The 24,908-nt window shown below is 52.1% G+C and carries 8 protein-coding genes; 4 read left to right on the forward strand and 4 right to left on the reverse strand.

The window, feature by feature from the left end; genetic code table 11:
* Window positions 1-6: 6 nt before the first annotated feature.
* Complete coding sequence (locus JNJ77_11585) at window positions 7-11,403, forward strand: tandem-95 repeat protein (GenBank protein ID MBL8823222.1); 11,397 nt, start codon at window positions 7-9, stop codon at window positions 11,401-11,403.
* A gap of 155 nt (window positions 11,404-11,558) precedes the next feature.
* On the opposite strand, the gene JNJ77_11590 is transcribed toward JNJ77_11585, so the two are convergent.
* The 4 genes from JNJ77_11590 to JNJ77_11605 all read right to left on the reverse strand — a co-directional run bounded on the left by JNJ77_11590 (window position 11,559) and on the right by JNJ77_11605 (window position 18,576).
* The gene (locus JNJ77_11590) at window positions 11,559-13,517 is read right to left on the reverse strand and encodes a matrixin family metalloprotease (GenBank protein MBL8823223.1); all 1,959 of its coding nucleotides are present in this window, start codon (window positions 13,515-13,517) and stop codon (window positions 11,559-11,561) included.
* Window positions 13,518-13,641: 124 nt separating this feature from the next.
* Complete coding sequence (locus JNJ77_11595) at window positions 13,642-16,584, reverse strand: protein kinase (protein ID MBL8823224.1); 2,943 nt, start codon at window positions 16,582-16,584, stop codon at window positions 13,642-13,644.
* Between the two features lie 37 nt (window positions 16,585-16,621).
* Window positions 16,622-17,350 (reverse strand): sigma-70 family RNA polymerase sigma factor, encoded by a 729-nt coding sequence (locus tag JNJ77_11600; GenBank protein ID MBL8823225.1) that lies wholly within the window; start codon window positions 17,348-17,350, stop codon window positions 16,622-16,624.
* 68 nt (window positions 17,351-17,418) lie between these two features.
* The gene (locus JNJ77_11605) at window positions 17,419-18,576 is read right to left on the reverse strand and encodes a hypothetical protein (GenBank protein MBL8823226.1); all 1,158 of its coding nucleotides are present in this window, start codon (window positions 18,574-18,576) and stop codon (window positions 17,419-17,421) included.
* 370 nt (window positions 18,577-18,946) lie between these two features.
* Here JNJ77_11605 and JNJ77_11610 point away from each other — a divergent pair, with 370 nt between their 5' ends.
* From JNJ77_11610 to JNJ77_11620, 3 genes are all read left to right on the forward strand, one after another.
* Window positions 18,947-21,187: a DUF1549 domain-containing protein gene (locus tag JNJ77_11610; protein MBL8823227.1), complete on the forward strand. Its 2,241-nt coding sequence runs from the start codon at window positions 18,947-18,949 to the stop codon at window positions 21,185-21,187.
* 64 nt (window positions 21,188-21,251) lie between these two features.
* On the forward strand, window positions 21,252-23,465 hold the full coding sequence (locus JNJ77_11615; GenBank protein MBL8823228.1) for a serine protease: 2,214 nt from the start codon (window positions 21,252-21,254) through the stop codon (window positions 23,463-23,465).
* Entirely contained in the window at window positions 23,465-24,892 is a 1,428-nt protein-coding gene (locus tag JNJ77_11620) for a DUF1501 domain-containing protein (GenBank protein MBL8823229.1), read from the forward strand. Before JNJ77_11615 ends, JNJ77_11620 begins: the two co-directional genes overlap by 1 nt.
* The last annotated feature ends 16 nt before the right edge of the window (window positions 24,893-24,908 follow it).

Here is a 24,908-nt window from a genome sequence, read left to right on the forward strand (position 1 = left end):
TATTTTATGTTCAAGGTCAAGGGAAATCGTGCAGCCAGCCGTAGTTGCAGAATATCCAGCATTACTAAATCATATCGTCCTTATGTTGAATCGCTTGAAGAACGTCTGTTGCTTGCCAATGACTTGTATCGTGTGCCCGGAGTCTTGGGCGAAACGGTTAAGCTGCAGTTCACTCTGAGTAGCAAAACCAGCACGGCCAATAACGAACTGGGCATCTATCTGGTGGACGACTCTCTGGGACGAGTCAATGGAATATTGCCGAACCAGACAGGATATGCGCAGGCCGCTGCCTCGCGTGCTCAACAGTTGTTCGCTGATTCTGCTACCGTTGGAACCAGGCAGGAAATCGTTGCTGAAGCTGGACAGCAGTTTGGGTATCTCCTGGTTAAGCGGGGTTCGTTGCAGGAGTGGAGTGAGTCGAATCCTGACAATCTGCCACAGCAATCTCCATTGCTTTTATTTTCCTTTGATGGAGCAAATCCGGAACTTCGCGATGCTGTGCGCACCAAAAGCCTGACGGCTGATACTACCCAGGTGCGCTGGGAAGATTCCCTGACCGCTGCCGGACGATTGTTTAATGATCAAACCTTTAGCATCAAGCCGGTTCGCGAGTCTGTCCTGCAGATTCCGGGACAGCCAGGGCAGACCGTAGCCACCCATTTTACTCTGGCAGCGCGCTCTGCAGGCTACCGCAACGAAGCAGGGTTTTTCCTGGTGGATGATGCAAGTGGTTCGATCAACGGAATCATGCCTGGGGATGCTGGTTACGCGCAAGCAGCGCTAATGAGCGAATCCAGACAGGTAATCTTCAGCAAGAACAGTCGAGTCGGTACCTCGCGCAAGGTTAGTCTGCCCTCGCAAAGTTTCGTCGTGTTCTACATGGTGCAGAACAGCACCACAGCAGAATTTCTCAACAAAAATCCTGGTAACCAGCGAGGGCAGGGGCCATTGGCATTCTTCTCCCTTCAGCAAGCCAATCCAGACCTGATCAACCATCAAATATGGTTTAACTTCAAATCGTTTGGATTTGAAGACATTTTTGGTGGAGGAGACAGAGATTTCAACGACATCCTCGTGAGATTCACGATGTCGAATCCCCAGGGTCCGGTAGTACCGCCTGAGAGTAATGCACCTGTGATCTCGGCAGCATTGTCTCAGGATACAGCACCAGGCGGGACCACCAATAATGATACCATCACATTCAACCCGCAGGTGCAGGGTACTGTAACTGATCAAAGCCGTATTACTTCTTTTCGTGCAGGACTTGATAGCGCAACGTTGCAGCAGTTCGTCAACCTCACATCACGTCTCAACAGCAACGGTAACTTCGTTATTGACCGCAGCTTGCTGAATCAATTGGCGGGCGGTGTACTATCTGATGGTGAACATACACTCAAGTTGATAGCCAGCGATCAATTCAACAATACTTCAGCTATTTACACCGTACCTTTCGTTCTGGACTCGCAAATTGCCTTGACAGTTGATTTGGCTGGTGATTCAGACACTCCACCCGTTGGCGATTTGAAAACGTCGCTGTCAGTCATCAATCTTACCGGGCAAACTGATCCAGGTGCTGTTGTGGAACTGGTGGGTAGCGCCATGACTACCATTGCCAACAGTCTGGGGAGTTACACCCTCACAGGAATAGGTTTATCCATTGGTAACAATCTTTTCTCCATCAAAGCCACGGATATTGCTGGTAATGAACGCATCAGCAATATAACGATTGAACATGAGCCGCCAGGCGATTGTGGTTTTGATGATGAACTGACTGGATGGATTGTCGAAGAACTCGGCGGCAGTCTGGCTGGTAAGGGCACCGTCTCTGTGCTCGGCGGCTCTGCAACTATTCATGAAGGTGATTCCTATCTGGTCAGTCTTTCCAAAGACTTCATCGTTCCAACCAATGGCACAGCCCGACTGAGTATCGAGTTTTCGACACCGCAGTTTGATTCCACTGCCGTCGCGCGTTTGCGAGACGCTTTCGAGATTGCCTACGTTGATGCAACTGGTAACAGTCTTGTTTTGCCTTTCTCCATAACGCGAGATGCGTATTACAACGCAACGGAAGGCTTGTCACCGCTGTTGGCTGCGGGCGTGTTTGAAAGTCAGGGCCGATTGAATGTCAACCTGGCTGGAATCGCTCCCGGTACCACAGGCCGACTTTATCTTCGCTTGTTCAATAATGATGGTGACACACAATCACAAGTCACTATCCATTGCGTCAGGCAGGAGCAAGATCCTGGCTTGACTCCGCCCAGTGCAACCTTCTCGACAGCAACTCCGCCAACGCCATCACCTATCTCTGTTGATATCAGCAATCTGTTAAATGTAAGTGGCAGCATTCACGGGGTGTATGGCCAAAGCAGTTACTTTGCCAACAACGATACTGCATATTCTACCCTTGCGCTGAAGAATATCGGCAGCTATGGTATTGGGGGGCCAGTTCTTGTTGTTATCGATCAACTCTCTGATCCTACTGTGGTGCCTCAGGGAATTGATGGCATTCTCCCTGATGGCCGGGGCTATTACAACTTCACGAGTCAGTTAAATGATGACAAGCTGGAACCAGGAAATACGAGTCAAGCCAAAGCATTGAGGTTTTATTCACCTGACAACAAACCCTTCACGTATCAGTTAACCGTGTTGGCGCAGGCGAATCGTGATCCTGAATTTGTTTCTCATGCGTTACCGGACGTCATGGTAGGTCGCACCTATCGTTATGCTGCTCAGGCAGTCGATCCAGATGGCGATACAGTGTCGTATCAACTAATCGCTGGGCCAGTTGGAATGTCGTTGCATCCAGCCACGGGGCAGGTGATCTGGATTCCTTCGCTTGAACAGATTGGTAATCACACAGTTATTCTTCAGGCAAACGATGGTCGAGGCGGTTTAGCGACACAGCAGTTTACTATTGCGGTGCGTGAGACAATTCCTAATCGTCCACCCATTATAACCAGTACACCAGTCGTCGATGCCTATGTCAACAATATCGGCGCACCTTCAAACCTTCAGTACCGCTACGATGTAAAGGGCTTTGATCCAGACTTTGATCCGACCAGTTTCAGTCTGACAATATTCCCCGCAGGGATGACGATTAATGCCAGTACCGGCGTCATTACCTGGACACCCACCGGTCTGCAACTGGGCGATCATGCAGTCAAGGTCAAGCTCAGTGATGGCCGTGGTGGTGAGGCTGAACAGTCTTTCACGGTAACCGTGCATAATCCCAACGATAACAATGTTCCCCTCTTCGTAAGTGTTCCTCCCACACAGGTCGTCTCCGGACAAACTCTGCGTTATGATTCACTGGCCATTGATCCTGATGAGGATGCCATCAGCTACAGTGTTGTCAATGGCCCGGCAGGGCTGGTGATTCATCCGGAAACGGGCATCGTTACCTGGAATACATCCGGAGCCATCATTGGAAACCATCTAATCACGTTGAAGGCCAGCGATGGCAAGGGTGGGGAGGCCTTACAGACGTTTACTGTTAATGTGCAAGCCGGCCCAGGCGGCACGATTAGCGGCCGCAAGCTTCAGGAAGGAGTCATTGAGTTTGCTGTTCCTGCCACATCGCATCCATGGTTGGCAGGAATGCCCAATGAAACGGTTACTGTCACTGGCGATAGTGCTCCGGCACAATCTCCTACTCTGGCTGGTATCTCGGTGACACCTGGGCAGGTGCTCAATTTTCTCAGTGTAGGCTCTACCAGTGTTGAACCGAATACATCCTATACTCCTGATGGCACTCGCGGCTACTTTTTAGCCATAGGTGAAGAGAATGGCATCAGTACCGTCATTGCCCCGTACGCCAGCGTTCTTGCTGTCTTTCTGGGTGATGACCGACCAGATCAGACACCTGCTCCCGAATTGCTGATGTTCAATGATGATGGGAACGTTCCAGGCGGCATCAACTATACTTCATTGTCCCCACTGCTCAAGCAGGTCTTCTTTATTGGCGATGGACGAACCAATACCGGTGTCACCCAGCAGATCACTGTTCCTGCTGGCGCCACCAGACTCTTTATCGGTATTGCCGATAACCCTTCCTATGCCAACAACAACGGCAACCTCTCGGTGCTGGTCTCCGCTGGCCAGATGATTGCTCCCATTCTGCTTAACGAAACTGAATTCAGCCCGGCGAATTGGACGTTTGCACAAGGGCCAATTCATGACGGCAACCCATCACTGAGTGGACCCAATGCAGTCACGATTGAACACCGTACCACCGGTGGCAATCCCGGAGCTACTCAATACATCCGGGAGTTCATGCGAGTTGGTGATTTCATCAGCACCATCGGCAGCAGTAATAATCTTATCTATACACCACAAACCCAGGGTGCCATTCACAGCATTGATGCCTCGGTTGATCTGATGCAGAACCATGTCGAAGAACCTGGGCAATACCCGGCGGGCACGGTCTGGAAGATCATGATTGAACAGAATGGTGTTCGCTATTATGACAAGCAGTTGCGAGTAGGACTCAACAATTTTGACGAATGGAAGACCTTCACCGCCAGCGGCCTCCGTGAAACCGATTTCGATACCAATGTCATGGTTGGTTTTACAGGTGGTACCATCCCCAGTGAACCTGACGGTCAACATCCTGATTTCTCCGCCAATGCTGCGCCGATGACATTTGGCTTCGTTGACTGCAATGCTGGGGGTGGGCCTCAGGGTGCTCCGCTCAGTACTGCAGTCCTGATCGACAACCTCAACATAATCATCAATCGTCAAACACCCACGACGGGGCTTTCAAGCTGGGTCGTCTATCTCGACCAGAACAACAACGGTGTCCGTGATCCTGGAGAACAATACCAGGTTACCGATGGACAGGGAAACTACCAGTTCAGCAACCTGCCAAGTGGTCAGTACATCGTTCGAGAAGATGCCCAGCCGATTGCCTCGCAATCGTATCTCTACTCCGATGGTGAGTTCGCACCTGCACACTGGCAGGATAGCACCGTCTTCCTTCGCGATGGCAATCCTTCTCTATCAGGCCCGTTGGTAGTAGGTCCTTCACTGCGCACGACAGGTGGCAATCCTGCCAACTATCGCTACCAGGCCGATGACTTCCGAGTGGGCGATTGGATTGCTACGGCCAGCATCAATTCGACAGCGATTTATGATCCGCAAGTACAGGGGGCCTTGGCCAGCGTCGATTTCTCCATGGATGTGATTCAATTTCCACCGGTTCTGCCTGGTCAGGGTCCGGGCGGAACTGCATTTGTCATCGCATTGCGGCAGAATGGTCAGCTTTATTTTGGGACACCCTTTGGCAACGGCTCCACAACCTGGCGAAATTACACAACAAACGGTATGACAGCCGAAGACTTTGATATCGCGATCGTCCCCGAAGAGCGACTGGGCAATCATCCAGATTTCTCCGCCAATGGGGCGCCGATCGAATTTGGTTATGGTCACTGGATTAATGGTTTTGGCACACCGGGCTTCAGGCTGCTGAATGAATTTGGCGTCGATAACTGGGCAGTGACAGTACAGAACATTGGACAAACAGGTTTATGGGAACAAGTCAGTCCGTCGAATCCTTCATTCCACAGTGTTGATCTCGCAGCAGGGGCAACAGCTACAGGAATGGACTTTATCAATCGACGACTGGCCGATGCAGGGCCGGAATTTACTTCCGAGCCTATACGCACTGCACAAGTGAATGAACTGTACCTGTACAACGTTGAAGCAATAGGTTCTGGCGGCATTACTTACGATTTGCCTCAGCGACCGGCAGGCATGGCAATCGATCCTGTAACAGGCTTGCTGGCCTGGCGGCCTGGCGAAGTACAGGAAGGCATGCAGAGTGTTGTCATTCGCATTCGCGATGGTCAAGGCAGAATCGCTCTCCAATCATTCTCCATTGATGTCAGTCCGGGAAATACTGCACCAGCGTTTATTTCAAATCCTGTCTTGCAGGCTGCATTGAATCGCCCATGGCAATATCGTGCCCAGGCCGTTGATGCTGATAACGATCCATTGACTTTTGCGTTGGTCAATGGTCCCACGGGTTTGACTGTCTCCAGCAGTGGATGGGTCACCTGGACTCCATCAGCAGGCCAGCTCGGAACTCATCAGGTACAGTTGCGTGTCAGCGACGGGCAGGGTGCTGAAGCATTCCAGCAGTTTACCCTCTCCGTAGCAGCCTCCGTTCCCAATTCTGATCCGGTATTGACGGGAACTCCACGCACCCAGGTCCGCATCGGCGATCAATATTTCACCCAGTTCACCGGCTGGGATGCAGAAGGCGATCCCCTCCATTATTCATTACCATCGGCACCTGCTGGAATGTCGATCAATAACGAAGGCCAAATCACTTTTATTCCTGATGCCGGTCAGTTTGGTTCGCATTCTGTAACAGTGCGTGTTGAAGATGGACAGGGTGGCTCGGCTGAAAAGAGTTTTGTGCTGAATGTTGTCGGGCAGGAAGTCAATCACGCACCAGTCATTACCTCAACTGCACCCAGTGCAGCTACGGTTAACCGCACTCTGCGCTATGCACCATCCTTCACTGATGCTGATGGCGATCCGGTTATCTGGTCACTGGTTTCCGCACCGGCAGGCATGGGAATAGATCCAATCACTGGTACTATTCTCTGGCGGCCTGCTGTCAATCAGCTTGGTACTCATACGGTAGTTCTGCAGGCAATTGATCCCAAATTAGCCAGCACAACACAGACATTTTCCATCGTTGTGCGTGGAAACAACACGCCACCGGTTATTCTCTCGAGTGCCATCACCGAAGCAGCAATCCAGCAGGATTATGAGTACCGGGTACAGGCTCAGGATGCAGAAGGGGATCAACTAGTTTATTCCCTTACCACTGCACCGGCTGGCATGGTGATCAATCCTGATTCCGGCATCATCACCTGGACTCCTGCCAGCGGACAAACAGGTAATCACAGTGTTCAGGTGACTGTCGCCGATGAGCAAGGCGGACAAGCTGTCCAGAACTTCACTGTCGTTGTGAGTGCAACAGGATTCAATCGATCGCCAGTGATCACTTCGACTCCATTACTGAAAGCTTCTTTCAATCGGCTTTACAGCTACCAGGTGGAAGCAGTAGACCCTGAGAACGATGCTATCACCTTTGCACTGCTCAGTGGCCCTTCTGGCATCTCGATCAATAGCACAACAGGCCTCCTCACTTGGACACCCACACCTGCCCAGTTTGGTTCACACCTGGTAACGGTGGGTGCCCGTGACTCCAGCGGGGTGTACGGTCAGCAGACCTATCGCATCAGCGTCATCGAAAATCAGGCGCCTGTTATCACTTCGTCTCCGAAAACAACAGGAACTTCAGGGACGTTGTATCTTTATGATGTTCTGGCGAGCGACCCTGATGGCGATACTCTCACCTACAGCCTGACTCAATTCCAGGCAGGCATGACCATCGATGCTCAGGGAAGAGTTCGTTGGATGGTACCGCAGGCGCAAGGATCCGTGGATATCGGCATTACCATTACTGATGGTCGAGGCGGTGTAACCAACCAGACCTATCAACTGACTGTCACGGGAGATACTCAGGCTCCACAGGTGAGTGTCAGTGTCGATCCCAATCCGGCGGTCATTGGCAATGCCGTGCTGATGCGGGTGAATGCTACTGATAATGATCGTATTGCTTCGCTGCAATTGCGTCTGAATGGCACCATTATTCCGCTAGCTGCTGATGGCACCGCCATGGTGGATGCAGTCGCAGCTGGCAATTTTCCCATCGAAGCTATCGCCACCGACGCTGCTGGTAATCAGGGTGTTTTCACGACCAATCTGGTTGTGGTGGATGAAGATGATCCCACCGGTGAAGGGCCTGATATTGTCATCAGCAGTCCCAGTGACAACGCCAATGTATCATCCGTTGCCGACCTGATAGGCAGCATCAGCAGTGCATCAGGTGTCAGTTTCTGGACCGTTTCCATCGCTCCTTATGGGGGGACGGAATTCCGCCAACTGGCATCTGGTACCGGTGCCGTCACAAATGATGTACTGGCAGTTATTGATCCAACACTTTTGGCCAACGATCAATACATCGTTCGTGTTATTGCACGAGATAGTCTCAATCGCAGCAGCAAGATCGATGTTGCCATCAATGTGCAAGGTGAACTCAAGCTTGGTCGGTTCCGCCAGGAGTTTATCGATCTGACCATTCCGCTTGCGGGTATTCCCATTGAGATCCGCCGAGTCTATGACACATTGAATTCCGGCATTCAGGGTGACTTTGGTTATGGCTGGTCGCTTTCGATTGCAGATCCACGCATACGTGAAACGGTACCTCAGAACATTGGTAACGGATTCTTTGGCCCTGAAGCAGCACCATTTAAGGAAGGAACCAAAGTCTACCTGACAACGCCGAACGGTAAGAGGGTGGGCTTTACGCTGGCCATGGATGCCATCAGCGTGCCCTTCTTTGGCATCTTTTACCGTCCGCGTTTTGTTGCTGATCCTGGTGTATTTGAAAAACTCGATGTTCTGACACAGCCGGGCAATGCCTTTGGCGATCTCTACGTCAAACTGCCCGATGATACTTTCACATTGCCCATGGCCATTTTTGGGGGTCGTTTCAATCCCGATAGCTACAACCTGACCATGACGGATGGAACCATTTACCGTTACAACCAGCATACTGGATTGAGAGAAGTAGTGGATCCGAATGGCAACACACTAACCTTTGGAGCCGATGGTATCACCAGCAGTCTGGGAGTCAGTATTCAATTTCTCCGTGATGCCAGGGGGCGGATTGCGGAAATCATTGATCCCAGTGGAAAGAGTCTGCGTTACACCTATGATGCAGCAGGTAATCTGGTTAACTACTCAGACCAGCTACATCAGCAGACGCAGTATCAGTATCTTGCCAGTCCTGCTCACTACATTTCCCGGCTGATTGATCCGCGAGGTAACACGGCATTGGAAATGCAATACGATCCGATTACCGGACGTGCTACCGGCCTGGTTGATGCATCCGGCCTTCCTGTGATTTCCACTTTTGATGTGGAGACCATGACTGAATCCTTCATGGACAGACGAGGCAATACCACCACGGTACGCTACGATGCGCAAGGCAACATGACTGAAATCATTGATGCCGATGGCGGTCGTACCTTGAATATTTACGACAACCGTTCTTTGCTGCTTTCCACTACAGATGCCAACAACCACACCACGCTCTATTCCTACGATGAACGAGGCAATCGTACCTCTGTGACAGATGCATTGGGCAATCACACTCAGTTGGAATATGACCTTGGGAACAACCTGATCCGTAGAACGGATGCACTCGGTCAATTCCTCACCTTTGTCTACGATAATCATGGTCGTTTGATTACCCGTATCGACCAGCGCGGTGTTCTTTACACTACCGAGTATGATTCCTCTGGGCGTATTATTGCCCGAACTGATGCTGCCTGCTGTGGAGGCGAACGTAGGGAATACGAGTATGATCAGCCATTCAATCAGCCAACTCGCGTAATCTATGCAAATGGTGCGGTTGAGCAGTATTCGTATGACAGCAATGGACTTCTTGTGCAGTTCACGGATGGCAACCAACTGATTACTGAGTTCACTTACAATGATGCGGGTTTGCCTGTTTCCATAACCAATTCTGCAGGGCAGTTGACTCGGTATACCTACGATGCCAATGGCAACATCGCATCCCTGACGGATCCATTAAATCAGCGGACCGAATTCCAATATGATACGCTGGATCGATTGATTGCCGTGATCGACCCCAATCAGCAGCTGACCCGGTATGAATATGATGCTAATCACAATCGATCAGCAGTAATCGATCGCAATGGCAATCGTATTTCGTTTGAATATGATCGGATGAATCGGCAAATACAGGAAACCTGGTGGACCAATAACGCGGTACATCGCAACATCTATACCACATATGATGCCATAGGAAATCGCCTATCCATTTTCGATACCGATGCCTACCTGCAGTTTGAATACGATGCTCTGAACCGAATGGTTCGTGCCGATGATGGCAGCCTGAACGGTAAACCACAAACCATACTGCAGTACACTTACGATGCAGTAGGCAATCGCATCAGCACCAGTGATAACCGGGGTGTGGTTGTGGATGCACTCTTTACTCCAAGCAGAAAAGTGGAGCAGTTGCAATGGCAGGGCGGCGGAATCAATGCAGTAAGAATGGATTTTGAATACGATTCAACCGATCGTGTCAGACACATTAATCGCTATGCTCAACTACTGGCGACGCAGCCGATCAGCAGTACTCAATTCACCAGGGATAGTGTTGGAAATCTCACCGGCATTACGAATCGGAATGCTACTGATGCAGTTCTCAGCAGCTATACCTACGGTTACGATGCTGGTCGCCGTTTAGTCAGTTCAATGATCAACGGCATTCAGACAAATTATTCCTACAACTCTATAGGGGAACTCGGCAGCGCTGATCGTTCCATCGGACAGGATGAATCCTACACTTTCGACAGCAATGGCAACCGAGTGCAGTCTCACCTGCATGGAACCTACTCGACTGGCTCAAACAACCAGGTACTCTCCGATGGCGTTTACAGTTACACCTACGACCTGGAAGGCCAACTGCAGACAAAAACCACGTTGGCCAACGGTGATGTCACGACCTATTCGTACGATCATCGCCATCGATTAATCGATGTCACCACGCGCTCTGCCGGAAACATCATCCTGTCGACAGTGACCTACCGATATGATGCACTGGATCGGCGGTTTGCACAGATCAATAACGGCACCACGGTATTTACATCCTTTAACGACCTGAATGTATGGGCTGATTATGCCGCAGACGGCCAGGTTCTTGCTCGCTACCTGACAGGAAGTGAACTGGATCAGATGTTAGCCCGCTATCGACCAGGAACTGGAGTCGTCTGGTACCTGAGCGATTCGCTGGGAAGCGTTCGCGACATGGTCAGTTCAGATGGCACACTGCTGAATCGCATCACCTACGACAGCTTTGGCAATGTGTTGTCGCAAACCAATCCCTCTGCAAGCGATCGCTTCCTTTTCACCGGGCGTGAATACAATGCTGACACAGGACTCTACTATTATCGTGCCCGATTCTACAATCCCCAGTTGGGCCGCTTCATCAGCCAGGATCCCATCAAGTTCAAGGGCGGCGATGCGAACCTCTATCGGTATGTGGGAAACAACCCGCTGTCGTTCACCGATCCCACTGGGCTGACAGCCACGGTTGAATACAGCAACATCCAGAAGCTCAAAGCGTTGGAGGCCCATTATTTGCGCAGACAGATTATCAATGGCAAGCAGGCAGCGTGTCTGCTCCGATTTGGCTTTGGTATTGGTGGCGATCTCCTGGGATTGCCATCTTTGCCGGGGCAGACTTATGCTGAATTTATAATCTGCATGCAACAGGCATGGATTGTACCGTAGCTGTCCCGAGTTACCATTCAACACATTTGTTGCTGAATGAAAGGTGTATTGAATTCGGGCATAATAAGCTTGGATTTCCGGATATTGGAAATCTGGAAGAGGTTCTGTGACAAGTCTGACACAATATACACTACAGGCAGGAATACCAGTGTGTCTTACAATGCCAGTGACAACCAGAGGTACTGCTGGCTGGTGGTTGTTCCATTAGGATACGTATTGGTCGAAGGATTGCCGGGTGTGGGATAAAGTGGTGCCTGGTTGGGATTGAGTACAACTGATCCGACAGGGTCGCTGATATTGTCGCCTCGAAGCAGGATATCAGCCGGCTGATTGCTGGGATTCACTCGAACACGATACTCGCCGGGTTGGAGGAGCAGGGGAGCATTGCTGGCTGCTGGTCCAGACGTGCTGAGAGAGTAGAGCACCTGGCCACTCAAAGTTTCAATCGTTAAAGTGGCAGCAACGTTGTTGCTGGTGGAAAGCAGAAGGTGAAACAGTTGTGGTCGTGCCAGGTAAAGTGTACTGGTTGCTCCAGAGACGGGAACTGTCCCCTGCAACAATGTAGAAAGCGTGGTAGCTGATCTGCTGAACTGTGCCTGGAACTGATAATTTCCCGTCGCTGATTGGCCGGGAGCATTCGCTAGACGGAAATAATAATCATTGTTGGAGCGCAAGCCAGTAACCTGCAGAACCATGACTCCATTGCCGTTGCTCAGTACGGTAAGAGGAACTGGAATCTGCTGCTTATCCAGTAGCTGCACATCAGGCATGACGCCGTTGATGGTGTAGGGGGTTATCGTCAGAACCAGATTAGCGAGGTTGGTGCTGCTCAGTCTTGGAACACGGACGCGGTAGAAATCGACATCTTCCTGTGCCTGTAAACTGCCAATCTGCTGGAAACTGGTGGTCAGCGAATTGATGCTGACCAGTTTTTCTGCAGTGGCCTGGTCTTCGTTGGTCAGGTCATCTTCATCAAAAAGATCGTCCTCGTGATCATCAAAGAAATCATTTAGATCATCCTGGCTGAAGCGATCAAATGGGCCGGCGAGAATCTGTCTGATGGAATCCAGCGAAGTGGTCAACTCGGAATCGAGTGTAATCGCCAGCCCGAATCTGCCCGAATTAAAAACTCCCACAGGAGATGCTGCTTCCACCCGAACATAGTATTTGCTGCCAGGTACCGACGCAGGCAATGTGATAACAGATTCAGTGCCACCTGATGCAGCCTGCACGGTAGTCTGAATCAGCCTGCCACGTTCATCAAGCACGCTGAGTCGTGGATTCATAAGCGATATTCCACGGGTCAGCACTCTGAAGCTGAGTGGCCCTGTGTAATCTTGCGGGCTTCTGAATTCAAAAACATCGATATCAGTGCTGCGTGCGATATCTCCAAATGCAACGAGTGGAGTGGAACCTGTCCAGGCGTCATCACCCGAATCTTCATATTCAATCCTGGTGGCCAGCTTGGTAGTTCCGTTGCCCTTGCCGGGCTTTTCGTTCAGATCAGGCAGGCGTGATCCATACAGAAAAGTAATGGCAGAGACATCGCTGGCTGCCAGTCCAGAGCGTTTACCCTGAATGGTTTGATACATCACCGAGCGCTTATCAGTCGATCCGCCCATGCCGAATGCATGCCCTACTTCATGCAGAAAAACAGTGTAGAGGTCCGTCTGCTGCAACTGGAGATTCGCCTGGCTATTGAAGATGATGTCACTTGCCCAACTGCTGTTGCCATAACTGTGTGGTGGAATGCCAATGGCCAGTACATTGCTTGCCATCGGCTTGGCAGCAATTCGGATAGTGCCAAAAGGGGCGTTACCTTCCAGCGGTGCAGGCGTTCCCAGTGCAGTACCGTTGTCACTTACCAGGCCGACATTGATGTTGGTCACTCTGGTCCAGGTCTGGACGGCTCGAAAAATTTCATTTTGCCAGGTAGAGGTGGACATCAACTGGTTCAGTGTCTGAAACAGGTTGCTGGGTGTGCCACCAACATCAGTGCCATCCGGCACGAAGCTCAACGTCGTATGCATCGGGTCTGATAGGGGAATCCCGAAGGTAGCTGGTACCTGGCGATCTTCAAGAGATTCCACATTCAGACGAACCTTACGAGCCATGCTATTGCCTCAAAAAATAATGGCACACTAAGAGTAGTCGAAACGATGCAATCGATCCGCCATCTATTTTTCAGTTTATTCCCTGCCACAAGGCTGATAACACCGAAAACTGGATAAAAATAGATTATTTTGCATATCGTTTCTGTAGGTGCTGAAAATCATGGCGGGAACGTATTAAATTCAGGTCTGGATCGCTATTCAGATACTCTTTTCCAAATTGTTTCTCCAATGCCAGAGTCAGGTAAGCCAGAGCGGTAAACGCGTCGGATGCCTCTACCTTACTTGTAAGAGCATAAACACAACCTATCTGGTACAACGTCAATGGCTTCGGGGCCGCTTCCAGCGCTAAGGCTTGTTGCACATCCTGGATGGCAGGATTTCGTTGGCCAAGCCTGGCGTGATAAACCGCACGCGAAGCATACAGAAGTGAGGATTCTGGAATGTGCTTGATCGCTCGAGTCAGCACTTCCACTGCAGCTGCAGGTTGCTGCCGTTGTTCTCCCAAAATCTCTGACTGATTCTCGTAGGCAGGAAGATAGAACGGTGCGATGGTTTCTGCCTCACGAAATGCCTTCAGTGCCTCATCAAACTTGCCTTCTACACGCAGTGTTACCCCACGAACGACATGTTCCACTTCATTGCGTGAAGGCAGTTGAAACCCCTTCCGACGATCTGCCTCAGCACCTTTGACATCGCCCTGCTGACGTTTCAGGTCTGCCTTGAGAAACCAGAGACGCTGCTGGTCAGGATTATCCGAGAGTACTTCGTCAAGAGTTTTAATCGCGGCAGGCAGATCCCGCAAGTTCCAATAAGCCAGTGTCATATCAGGCAGCACTTCAGCAGAGGCTGCTCCCAGAAACAGAGCATGCTTCAGGTCTGCCAGTGCCTGCGGGTATTGCTGCAGTTGCAGTCGAACTTTGCCTCGATAATGCCAGGTGACCGCATCAGCAGGGTCGAGTGCTAATGCCGTTTCAAATCCATGCAACGCATCCTGCAGTTGTCCTCCACGTGCATGCAGCAATCCGGAAAGGAACCATGCACCAGACCAGCCCGGTTCACGCTCTATCAGTAGCTGTACCAGTTTCTGTGCATCATTCCATTGCCCCTGATCCAGTTGAAAACTGGCAAGCAGACCTAGTTCCCGCGAATGCAATGAATCTATCGGTATCTGCTGGAGCGATTGCATAACGGCTTGGGTAGGGCCTTGCTCCAGTAATCGACGCTGCCATTCAACCAGCGATGATAATCCAGTGTTATCGCACCAGGGAACTGCCTTGCTGTTGGCTTGTAAGGCCTTCTCATGGAGAGCCAGTTTTTCTGATTCATTTTCAGCTCGCACACTTTGAAGCTGGTAGAGCTTGGATTGAAGGAGCCTGCCGTGCACCATCAATTGAGGTAACTTGTTCTGCTGAAATGGAGTGAGGAATGTCTTGTTCCAGTTGGTCTGCAAAGCCGCATCAAGTGAAGTGGCAGTTGGTCCCAGTTGCGTTGGCCACACCGATGTCGCAATACGGTCTGCCTGTTGTAACTGCTGTTCTGCATCTGCGAAACTGGTTTGAAACATCAGCCGTTGGTCACTCTGCCAGCGGCGATAACCCATGTATCCTGCAACCAGTGTAAGCAGCAGACAGAATAACAGTATGCCGCGGCGCATCATGCCGGGATTCCGCTGCCTCCATTTGAAAATGCGCTCAGGAATGGATCGATCCGGTGCATATTTTAAAACCTGGTGCTGTAGTTGTCGCTGCAGATCGATATGTAATTGAGCTGCATCTGCGTAGCGGTTTGCTGGATCAATAGCGAGACACCGCGAGATAATGCTGGCAGTAGCAGGACTGATAGCAAGACAGGATTCCAGTAATGATGGCGGTGCGTGTTGTCGCTGTCTGGCCAGCTGCGTGAGATATTCAAGAAGGTTTTTCTCATCGAGGTGAGGGTAAGCTGGTTTGCCACTGAATAGTTCGTACAGAATCAATCCCATTGCATAAACATCAGCCTGTTTGGATCCGGTAGTGCCTTTCCCTTTGACCAGTGAAGTCAGTTGTTCTGGAGCCAGGTAGGGTAAGGTGCCGGCCATGCTTGACAGGGTTCCCTGTTCATCAAGATGAACCGCCAGGTTAAAGTCCAGTAGCAATGGTTCGCCATCGAAACTCAGAAGGATGTTGGCTGGCTTGATGTCACGATGAACAATGTCGTTGGCGTGAGCATGTGCCAGACCGCCAGCTATTTTTTCAGCAAGGAGCAGCACGATGCCGGAATGCGTAAGTTGTTTCCATGCATCAGACGCGGGAGAGTTTTCGTCAAGAAACTTTGTCCACACCGTCGAATCATGTGGCATCGGCCGCTGCTGCATCGTTTTCTGAACATCGCTCAGGGTAACCTTCCCCAGGTAAGGCATGCAAATGGCCTGCCACGTCCGTGTTTCATGCACCGAGTAGATCGGCATGATGTTGGTATGCCGCAATTTTGCCAGTGTTTGCGGCTCCTGGAGCTTGCGCGATGTGAGTTTCAGCGCAACCTGACGATCCGACAGGCTTTTCTGGCGGGCCAGGTACACTTTGCCAAAAGTTCCCTGTCCCAGTTCTGACTCAAGTGAAAAATCCAGAAACTCACTGCCAATCGCAGGCATCTCTTGGCCGGTGAATCCTGTTTGGGCACTTCCGAATTCTGTACTTGGTTGCTTCAGTGTGTGCTGATCAAAACCACTTGCAGCAGATTGGGATACTGGCCATTCTCGCGTCGAGATGCGATACAGTCTGTGATATTCTGCAGCAGAGGGAGTTTCGCCTGCTCGTTGCCGCTGACGGTATTCTTCAAAAGCAATCGCAGTGAGTGCTGATTCATCTTGGCGGAGCGAGGGGAATTCCTGGAGATACTGATCCAGACTCTTGGGTTGTTTTTCCTCCCAACTGTACTCCAAATCGACACGAATCAACTCGGTCAAAATCGCTGAAGACTCTGCTGTCTGGTGCGTTGGCAGGAAATCCTGAAGCTTCACATTCCGATTACGTGCGCGCTGCTTCTCGAAGGATTCGATCACACTGTCCAATGCTGTGACAGCCATCATCACTGGTTCTCCATCCAGCCCTATTGAGCCAGCACGATCAGTTTTCTTCCATCAGGATGGTTCCCAGCTTCGCTCTGAATTCCTGAAGAACTCGTTCTACCGATCGCTTGGATCGTCCTGTTTTTTGTGCAATATCCTGAACTTCATGTCCTTCGATGCGATGCTGGATGATGTCTCGCGTAGTGGAGGGCATGCTTGAAAGAGTCTCGTCGATCACCATGTTCAGGATGGACAGCGAGACCTCATCGCCTTCGCCAGGCTGTTGCACTGCATTCTGAAGCACATCACTCCCCTGGGTCGCTCTACTGTCTCTCCTGGAAGCGTGATGCCAGGCTCCGGTTCTGCGTATTTTGTTAAGTGCAATAACCAGAAACAGCTTCCAGAGTTCGTCTCCTTCGGGTACATGGTAATGGCCTTCAGCGGCTCGCCGAAAGAAGGTGCGAAAGACGGACTGTACGATATCTTCCGGATCAATGCGTGTTCGCAGATCACCAGCGGTTTGTCGAGTGGCGAGGTTGCGGAGTCGATCGGCATAGCGGAGATACAACTGGGTTGCTGCATCGTCCTGTCCACGATGCAGTTCGATCAGCAGAGAACGGTCGGATGTTGCTTTCTTCGACAACTCCGTTTCATCCTGCGACATGGCTAACTCCGGTGTCTGGATGCGCACCCATTCAGTTCCATGTCGATTAGTATAGGTGTATCCAGCCCGTTCTCGGCCACCTCTTTCGTTTTCAGTTGGTATTCGATGCTGCACCGTTTGCATCTGGTTAAGTCACCATAGACAAGGCACGATACCACTATCGTGCCTTGATTCCGGTTGAACCATCCTGGTTAACCGACGGCTTCTACCTTGCTGGCTACCATGGTTGAAGCGGTAAATCGAGCTTCTCCGCGGTCTCCAACCTGGAAGGCGCTAAGCGGCACATGGATGTCGTTTCGTTCAATTTTCGTATTGCCATCCACCAGTACGGTTACGATATTGCCGTTCTGCTGACGGATCGAAACACTGTTCGATGTGACAGAAGTGATGATGCCTTCCACGCGGGACTGGCCCGTTTGGCTGCCGCCACCACCATGGTCATCACCATCTTCGCCTGATTCCAGCTTGAAGGCATTTCGTGTAGTTCCATCAAAACGGGCTTCAGCCGGATCACCAATGGTGAAAGCACTCAGGGGTACATGTACCCCATTTTTCTCGAGTACCGTAGATGCCGTTACGAAGAACTGGACATCGACACCCGATACTGTCTGAATGGTGACGCTGTTTCCATCGATGGCAGTCAGCGTGCCTTCCACTCTGACCAGTCCATCGACCTGCTGAATACCTTCGTTGCGATCACAGTCATTGAAACTGTCGCGGCTGTCGCGAATAGTGTTATCCAGGCCTCTACCTCCGCTGATGCGATCTACTCCCAGATCGCCGTTCAAACGGTCATCGCCGTCTTCACCTGAGAGCGAATCGTTGCCTGACCCGCCATTGACATCATCGTTGCCACTACCGCCGCGTATCAGATCGTTTCCTGAATCGCCGAGCAGTCGATCATCACCAGCTTCACCTGTCATGCGATCATTACCGCTGTTTCCAGTCAGACGATCATCACCCAAGCCACCAAAGAATGTATCGGCTGCTGCACCGCCAGTCAGCACATCGTTACCATTGCCGCCATAAGCGGTTGAGCCAATGCTGCTGTTGTTAGTGAAGGAATCATTACCATCCAATCCCTTGAAGACCAAACCGCGCACTTTGGACAGAGGGAAGGTGACGGAAGTACTGTTCAAACTGATCGTCACATCCCTGCCAGAAACAGAGATTGTGGAGCTATCATCCTGGGTTGTTCCTTCAATAGTGACGATGCCCAGCGAATTGCGAAGAATGCCCGTTGCGGGAACGATACGTTCACCGAGAGATTCAACAGAAAGGCGTGTCTGACGAGGTTTGCCGGCAGAACGGTCAATTTTCGTGCGTAAGAAATTTACTAATCGTTTCATGGAAAGCTCCTGAGATGGTTATCCGGTCAATGGGAGGAGTAGAATCCGCAACCAGCGTCCGCCAGAATAATTTGTGAAATTCCACAATTGCAGTTAATGCACCAATGTTGGATAGATTCCCATTTTGCTCAGATTTCCTTGGAAATGAGTGTGTCCTTCCGAATTATGCAGCGGTTCTCTTGGGCAATCATAAAAGGTTATCAATCAAATAAAGTACCTTGTTTCTGCGATTGTTTCCTTCGTACTTTTTTAACATTCAGGGTTGCATAAGGCGCGGGCTTAGATCATACTCAAGCATCTGTCAGTTTATTTCCTGCCTTGCTTCCTGCTTATTTCCCACCTGAGACACGTTGCCGGAGTTGATGTCGAGATGAAACGTGCTTCGTGCCGATTCAGGCACCTATTCCTGAATTTGTCGCGGCTCATTCTGCTGTTCATGGCGCTCAATTCAACTGCATCCATTCGAGCTGACGAGAGGTTCATCAGCTTTAATAACGATGTCGTACCCATCCTCACCAAGGCGGGGTGCAATGCCGGCGTCTGCCACGCCAAAGCTGGTGGTGGTCAGAATGGCTTTCAACTCTCGCTGTTAGGATTTGAACCAGCGGAAGACTATGAACACATCGTGTACGAGAGTCGTGGTCGACGACTGTTGTTCGGTAATCCCTCCCAGAGCCTGCTGCTACTCAAAGCGTCCGGTCAGGTGAGACATGGTGGCGGGAACCGATTGCCTAAGACTTCAGAAGGATATGCGACTATCCGCGACTGGATCAGCCAGGGGGTGCCGAAAGATACTGCGACGAGTCCGAAACTGGTCTCGGTCGAGCTTGAACCAAAGAAGGGCGTGCTGCACCGACAGGCTACTCAACAACTGAAAGCCTTGGCACGTTACTCTGATGGCAGCATTCGTGATGTCACCAATATGTCTCTTTTCGAATCGAACGACAAAGCACTGGCTGAAGTCTCCAGCACTGGCCTGGTCAAGGTGGCCGACTTGCCCGGCAAGGTTTCGGTCATGGTTCGCTATCAGGGGCTGGTGGCGGTGTTCAATGCAGCTATTCCTCTGGGAGCTACTGTCGAAAGTCTGCCTCGTTCAAACAACTTCGTCGATACCGCGGTCTTTGCCAATCTGAAAGAACTGGGGATACCCCCATCCCCCGTGTGTGATGATGCTACCTTCCTGCGCCGTGTCACCCTCGACATTGCGGGCCGCATCCCCACCGAGAAGGAAGCACAAGCGTTTCGCTCGAGTAAGAACCCCGACAAGCGTAACCTGTGGATCGATGAACTACTCAAGAGTCCGGACTATGCTGACTTCTTCGCCAGCAAATGGACAGCAGTGCTGAAGAACCGGCGGGATGATACCAGCGACCTGCTTTCTAACTTCGCTTTCCATGCCTGGGTGCGTGACAGTCTGCTTTCGAACAAGCCTTACGACCAGTTTGTCCGTGAACTACTGGCAGCGACCGGTACCGTCATCGATAACCCGCCGGTAGCCTGGTACAAGCGGGTGAAGGAGCCGAAGGATCAGATTGAGGATGTCGCACAACTCTTCCTGGGCGTGCGGATGCAGTGTGCCCAGTGTCATCATCACCCGTTTGAACGCTGGAGCCAGGACGACTACTATTCATTGGCTGCATTCTTCGGGCAGGTCGGACGAAAGCCCTCTGGCACTCGTGGTGAGGATTTGATCTTCCACAAGCGGGGCATGGCGACCGCTACCAATCTCAAGACTCGTGCAGCACTCAAGCCTGCAGCGTTCGGCGATCAGGTTTCTGCGATTGCACCCGATGAAGATCCCCGGTTAAAGTTGGCCGACTGGATGAAATCGCCGAAGAATCCCTTCTTCGCCAAGGCCCTGGTGAACCGGTACTGGAAGCACTTCTTCCAGCGTGGGCTCATCGAACCGGAAGATGACATCCGCGAGTCGAACCCCGCATCCAATCCGGAACTGCTGGCTGCACTTGAGAAGCACTTCATTGAAAGCGGCTACGATTTGAAAGAACTGGTGCGTGCTATCACTCGCTCCAGCGCCTATCAGTTGAGCGCGATTCCTAACCAGTACAATGTGGGCGACCGCCAGAATTATTCACGCTATTATCCACGCCGCCTTTCTGCGGAAGTGATGCTGGATGCCATCGACCAGTTGGCGGGCACGCAGACTGATTTCGCGAATTTGCCTGCAGGTACCCGTGCGGTGGCACTGCCTGACAACAGCTACAACCGTTCGTCCCCGTTCCTGCGGGTATTCGGTCGGCCTGAGGGGGAAAGTGTCTGCGAGTGCGAACGGGTGCAGTCATCGAACCTGGCCCAGAGCCTGCACCTGATCAATGCTGGTGATATCCGTGGCAAGCTCGCTCACGCCAATGGTCGTGCCGAACTGCTCGCCAAGGATCCCCGCCCGGCGGAAGCCAAGGTCAAAGAGTTGTACCTACATGCTTTCGCTCGCGAACCTCGTGCTGATGAACTGAAGGCAGCGCTGGCCTACTTGAACGAGCCACGAGTGAATGCAGCCGGTCAGAAACTTGATCCCCACACAGCAGCCCGTGAGAATTTCCAAGACCTCCTCTGGGCCATCATTTCCACCAAGGAATTCCTCTTTAACCATTAAGGGTATGCCCTTCATGCTCCTCACTCGGCACTACTCTCGAACTGCGGTTACCTGGGCACTAGTCCTGGGTTGCCTCACGTTCGTCCATGCACAAGAAGTCGGTCTGCCTGCACCTCGGCTGCTCACCACGATGCCGATGGGTGGCAAGGTGGGAACAGCAATCGATGTCACCATCACCGGCGAACATCTTGATGATGCGAGCGACTTGATCTTTTCCGATCCTCGCATCACTGCCAAGCGCAAGCTCGATGCAGCAGGCACACCGATAGCCAATCAGTACACGGTCGCCATCGCGAAAGACTGTCCCGTTGGATTGTATGAAGCTCGAGTGATGACTCGGCTAGGCATCTCGTCCTCACGCATATTTGCGGTGGGCACACTGAACGAAGTGGTGCAGACCAAACCGAACCGAACATTGGCCACAGCACAGGAACTGTCAGTGAACTGCGTCTGCAACGGCGCTACTGCTGACCGTTCCATCGACTACTACGCCGTCAAAGCCAGGAAAGGGCAACGCCTCATCGTCGATTGTGCCACCATTGGCATCGATTCCAAGTTGCATGCCACCGTAATCATTGGTGATGCAGCAGGTCGCGATCTTGTCGTTGAACGTCGAGGTGGCGTGATCGATTTCACTCCACCCAGCGATGGTACTTACGTCATCAAGATTCATGAACTGACCTTCAAAGGTGGCCCGGCGTTCTACTACCGCCTGGGCATCTGGGAACAGCCGCCCGGCACCGCTATCGTCAGGCAGCCCTCCACGAAGCCTGTTCATGCTTTCTCCTGGCCACCCACAGGATTGCCTGCACAGGCAGCACAGAACGAAGTGGAACCCAACAATGATAGCAAGCACGCTCAGAAGATCAGCCTGCCTTGCGATGTGGCAGGCAAGTTCTTCCCTGCTGCTGATGTTGATGTCTACGAGTTCGCTGCCAGGAAAGGTGAGGAATGGTGGATCGAGATGGCATCCGAACGGTTTGGACTTCGCACTGATCCAACACTCCTGGTTCAGCGGGTGGTCAAAGGCGAGAAAGATGCAGCCGAGAAGTTGATCGATGTTCTCGAGTTGAGCGACATTCCCAGTCCGGTAAAAGTTTCCAGTAACGGCTACGCCTACGATGGCCCACCCTACAACGCTGGCACTTCCGACCTGTTGGGCAAGTTAGTGATCAAGGAAGATGGCCTGTATCGTGTGCAAGTCTCCGATTTGTTCGGCGGCACACGCAGTGAACCAGGCAACCACTATCGTCTCATCATCCGCAAGGCTGCTCCTGACTTCGCTCTGGTCGCCTGGGCGTTGCACATGGAGCTTCGAAATGGTGATCGTAATGCTTTGTCCAAGCCCATTGCTTTGCGTGGTGGCGCTACGATGGCGCTCGAAGTGGTTGCATTTCGACGTGATGGGTTCGATGGCGAGATTGAACTGGTGATGGAAGGGCTGCCTCAAGGGGTCATCGCCCATGGTTTGAAAATCCCCGCCGGCCAATCACGTGGCATGATGTTGATCACCGCTCAGGCCAATGCACCCAGGGGCTACGCCAATGCTGCATTCATCGGCAAAGCAACAGTCGCTGGCAAAGCAGTGACACGCCCCTGTCACCTCGCTTCGGTCTCTTGGCCCATCCCCGATTCCTGGGGCGAGATTCCCAGTCCGCGTTTGCTGGCTGATGTGCCCGTTTCCGTCGGTGGCAGCGATGTGGCTCCGCTGACCATCACGACGAAGACTCCGGTGATCGAAGCAACCGTCGGCCAGAAGCTGACCGTTCCCCTATTGCACAAGCGAACCAGCGATTTCTCCGGCGATACGATCCAGATGAAAGCCATCGGTGCTGGCTTTGAGAAGGCCCCTACCTTTGATCTACCCGTCAAAGCAGACACTTCCCAAGTGGTGCTCGATCTGAAAGCCCTTAATGTTCCACCAGGCGAGTATCGAGTGTCGTTCCTGGGTGGTGGTGTTGTCAAGTATCGCCATCGGCCTGAACTGGTCACTGCGGTAGAAGCTGCTTCTGAAAAGAAGTTGTCTGAAGTGAAGGCACTCGAAGACGAGGTGAAGAAGGTAACAGCCGATGCCCAGAAAGCACCCGCAGCGAAGAAAGAACAAATGACCAAGACCCTGGCTGCAGTCAGTGCCAGGATGAAAGCTGCGACCGAAGCTTTGAATGCTACCAGACAGCAGCTCAATCAGGTAAAGCAGGCAGCACAGCCACGAGATATCGTCGATATTGTGGTCTGCGAGCCATTCACGATTCGCATCAAGCCTGCGGAGAAGAAGTAATGTCACACGGTTACAACTGTCGCGGGCCGATTCAGTTTGGTGCCACCGGTCGTCGTGCGTTTCTGCAAGCGGGCCTGGCCGGGTTCGCTTCGCTGAGCCTGCCCAACATCCTGAAACTGCAACGTGCCAGCGCTGCTTCGTTGGGGAAGAACAACACCGAGAAGAAAGCGGTGATCATGGTCTGGCTGCCCGGCGGGTTGTCTCACCTTGATTCTTACGATCCCAAGCCGAACGCAGGCAGCGACTACCGTGGCCCGTTCAAACTCATCCCCACTAAAGTCCCGGGGATGCAGTTCACCGAATTGATGCCGAAGCAGGCTGCGATCGCAGACAAGCTCGTTGTAGTACGTTCGATGCGGCAGTCTGCAGGCGGTCACCCCGCTGGTTCCATGCAACTGCTTTCAGGCGACCCCGACACTCGCGATAAGCCCAAGCCCAAATACCCCGACTGGATGACTGTTGCCAACTACATGCTGGGCCAGCAAGGCCCCCGGCAGAATCCGCTACCTTCCTATGTCGGCCTCAATCCGCCTCTTGAATACAACGGCCCCGCTTACCTGGGTGATTCGTACTCACCGTTTGTCGTCTCGGGTGATCCCAACGCCCCTACTTTCTCTGTACCCAATATTGGCTTGACCAATGCTGACGAAGTGCAACGGCTAGGTCGACGTTCTTCGCTCCGTCAGAAGCTTGACACCCTGGAACGCAGTTTCGATCATGCCCGGGAACTGGCTGCACTTGATGAGTTTGAATCGCAGGCCATGACCTTGCTGACGAACCCACAGACCAAGGTTGCCTTTGATCTGAACCGTGAAGACCCCCGGACCCGAGACCGTTACGGCCGCAACGCCTGGGGACAGCAACTATTACTGGCCCGACGACTGGTGGAAGCAGGCGTTGATGTGCTGACAACCAGCCTCAGCGGCCCGCTCTGTGGACGAGTAGGCAACTGGGACGATCATGCCGTCAACCAGCATGTGTTCGATGCCATGAAGTTCCGCTCGCCGGCTTACGATCAGGCCGTATCCGCTCTGATCGAGGACATTTACTTGCGTGGGTTGGATAAGCGAGTGCTGGTCGTCGTCACAGGTGAATTCGGGCGCACTCCCAAGATCAGCTACGCCCCCAGCACCGGAGCAGGCGATGCCAGCGCACCGGCAGGCACCACCCAACCAGGTCGCGACCATTGGCCTGCAGGGTTCTCCAATATCTGGGCAGGTGGAGGCATCTCGACCGGCCGCTTTGTTGGGGCCACCGATAAGCGAGGCGAAAATGCCATCGATCGTGTCTGCGGACCAGGCGATTTCCTCGCCACCATCTACCACCACCTCGGCATCGACTACGCCAAGACGATGATCAAAGACTTCAACGGTCGCCCCACACCCATCGTTGATCATGGCAAAGCGATTCCCGAATTGATCGGCTAGCTAGCTTGCCGTGCCG

The organism is Planctomycetia bacterium (genome assembly GCA_016795155.1).
In the GTDB taxonomy this organism is placed as follows: Bacteria; Planctomycetota; Planctomycetia; order Gemmatales; family HRBIN36; genus JAEUIE01.